This window comes from Clostridium sp. LS (assembly GCF_002760435.1).
Taxonomy (GTDB): Bacteria; Bacillota; Clostridia; order Clostridiales; family Clostridiaceae; genus Clostridium.
Window position 1 is genome coordinate 1 of the sequence record NZ_AUUU01000164.1, and the last position, 3,575, is coordinate 3,575.

Annotated in this window: 1 protein-coding gene; it reads right to left on the reverse strand. The window is 34.1% G+C overall.

Annotated features, from left to right (window positions below):
* Positions 1–3,575: GH32 C-terminal domain-containing protein (locus COL3_RS25180; protein WP_099716753.1), on the reverse strand; the 3,575-nt coding region annotated here is incomplete at both ends.

The window sequence follows — 3,575 nt, forward strand, 5'->3', positions numbered from 1 at the left end:
TCAGTTTCATCAATTGTTGATACTGGGGTTTCACCTGTTACAGGTGTTGCAACTGTAATAGCTGCTCCTGTAGTAACTGTAACAGCTGCTCCTGTAGTATCAGTAATACCACCTGCTGTAGCATCATCAGTAAATTTTATATTTGTAAATGCTACATTTGCATTACAAGCTCCTAATCCCAAGTATCCAGATGTGAAGAAGTTTTGTTCTCCATCATATATTACTTGATCATTTATAGTATATTTTAAGTGAGTTCCTTTAACTTCTGCTTTTAAATGATATTTACCACCTGCTGCCTTGTTTGCATCATCAAGATCACCTGCTTTTATACCACCTTTTCCAAAAGTAAACAAATTATATGTCTTGTTACAATCAATAACATTAGCTACAAGACTACCTGCACCTTGTGGATCATCTTTGCTTTGGGCGAATAATACTAATTCTGCAACATCACCCTTTATGAAATTAGCATCAGCTTCCAAAGTATATGTTGTATCTGGATTTTTTTCTATATCAATTTTAGTATCCGAAGTTGAGAATCCATCACCACTTACATTTACTTGATAAGCATCATCTTTAACATACCAATTTCCGTTATGTGTTTGGAAATTAGTTAGCCCTTCTACTAAACCGTCAACTGTTTCTGGATTAAGTTCATAAGCATCTACAGTCACATCTTGTTTAAGACTACTATTAGTAGCAGAAGTTGCAGTTAAAGTCGTTGCTCCTGAATTAATCACTTCAAATGTTGATTTATTTCCATCTTTACTTAAAAGTTGTACTATATTAGAATCTGCAATTGACCAGTTAACTTTTTGATTAGAATAAACTGAGAATATATCTCCCTTCTTTTGTTCAAATGCTGTCTTGTTTAATTCTAAAGTTGAAGTATCACTTGCTACTTTATTAAGGCGTGCATTTGTAAATTCTACTTTTGCATTACATACGCCTAATCCAAAGTTTCCAACATCATAAAAATTTTGATCTGCATCACATAATAATTGATCATTTATCCAATACTTTATATGACTTCCTTTTATCTCTGCCTTTAAATGATAAATATTATCTGGTGCTGGGTCAATATGACCACTTGCAACATTTTGACCTCCTGGGAAATTAAATACTCTCCAATCTCCATTTTTAATGATATTAGCTACAATACTTCCCTTAAATGGATCTTTTTCTTTAGAGAATAATGTTAACGCTGCAACATCACCGCCATCTAAAATCTTAGCATCTGCTGTAAAAGTATAAGTCGCAGTTAAATCATCATTTTTTTGATCTGAAATTGCAAATGCATCACCGGCTTTAACTCCATCTCCTATATAAGTCCCATTTTCAACATACCAATTCCCACTATAACTTTGGAAACCAGTTAGATTTGAAATATCTGGAGTTACAACACGATCATAAACACTTAAGGTCGATTTTGCAGTAGATTTTCCATCTTTAGATGTTGCAGTTAAATCTGTAGTTCCTTTTCCTGTTACTTCAAAGGTTGTTTTAGTATCATCTTGACTTATAATTTTGACAATGCTTGGATCTGAAATTGTCCAATTAACTCCTTGAGCTGCTGTTGCAGGAATAGTAGTTGTGTAAATAGAGAATTGCTCTCCTACTTCCTTAGTAAAGTTTGATTCACTTAATGATAACGCAACTGAATTTGTCCCTTTGACGTCGTTATTCCAAATTCCCTTTAATGGATAGTAGTTAATAGTAGCTTTTGTATTTCCACCAAGTGAATATACTTCTATTCCTTGACTAGTACGGTTAGGGAATATTTGTGCTGTACCAGTAACTTCTCCATTATCTCCATATACTTCAACAGAAGATGCATCTACATAAATATGCAATTGAATTTTGCCATCTGCTGTTTTATTCATCTTACTGCTATATGATTGTAAGAAATTACTTGATCCTTTTCCTGATTTTGAACGATCAAGTGTTACTTCTCCTGTTTGAGTATTATACTTAACTATTGTTTCTTGACCCGCTTCTTTTCCAACGCGCAATTTAAATCCAACTTCTGTTGTTTTTTCATCTGGTTGAAATTCTGCAACAATTTCATATTGACTTCCTTGTATATTACTCATAATATTAGGTTGATCTGGCGAAATTGTAACATTGTTAAAAGTTGTAGGTGCTTGACGTAAACTTTCATATTCTTTGATTGGTTGTTGCACTAAACGAATTCCATCAGCTGTATTAACTAATTTTAGTTCATTTTGTAAAGTATATTGCCCGTTAAAAGTACCTGTTATTTTACCAATACTTTGGCAATAATCCCAATTGTTCATCCAATTGATCATAATTCTTCTGCCATCTGGTGTACCATTTTCACCTGTTCCATAATAAGTTTGAGCTGCATATGCATCTTTAGCGAAATTCATAGGTATATGATCATCACTATCAGGAACAAATGTCCAAACCCCATCTACTTCTTTAAAATCACCAACACGGTAGTATCTTCCACCTTCACTTAATACCCATTTTTCTTCATCAGTACCTTCAACTTTTAACTTGAAGAAATCTGGACACTCAGTAGTAATATCTGGCTGCATAGCTTCAGGTTTCCAATTCTTTAAATCTGTTGATGAGAAAAATCTTAGTGGTCCACCAGCCGTTACCATCATCCACTTATGAGCTTCTTCATTATAAAATATTTTAGGATCTCTAAAATCTCTATTCTGTAATGGATCATCCTCTATTGATAAAACTTGATTTTTACGTTCTTCACTCAAAGTAGGTTTAATCCAAGTTCTTCCGTTATCTTTGCTATATGCAATACATTGTTCTTCTATTCTAGGATTCTTATCAATATGTTGCGTATAAATTGCAACTAATCCTCCACCTTCAATTCCATCAAAGAAACCGCTAGTATTGTCTTTATCTACAACTGCAGATCCTGAATAAATCCAATCTTCACCATATTTATACCAATCTTTACTTTGGAGTTCAAAATTTGGTATATCTCCATCTGGCGCAATTGCAATGCCTAGTTCTTTCCAATGAATTAAATCTGTACTAACTGCATGTCCCCAATGCATTGGCCCCCATACAACATCATCCGGATAGTATTGATAGAATAAGTGATATTCTCCATTAAAGTAAACCATTCCATTCGGGTCATTAGCCCATGCCTTAGCTGGAGAATAATGATATTGCTCACGATAATTTTCTAAATAGCTAGTTGACACCCCTGCATTAATATCTCCGCCGCCGCTATTATTACTACCTCCACCATTATTACCACTGCTTCCATTATTGCTACTGCCACTGCTATTATTACTACTACTTGAATTATTTTGTTGATTAGTCGTTGACGTATTTGCTCCATTATTACTCTTATCGGAATTATTTGCACCAGTAATTTCAATTCCACTTGAGTTAAATGCTTTAGATACTGGTGGTATATCTTTTCCTACAGCTTCTCCAGTTAGTGCAAATGTATAGTTCTTCCCGCTTATTGTTACATTTCCTACTTGCATAGCTCCTGATGCAGCATCTAAGTAATAAATTTTATCATCTACTTTAACTACGCCAGTTTGCATTGCTCCTGATGCTGCTGCAAAATA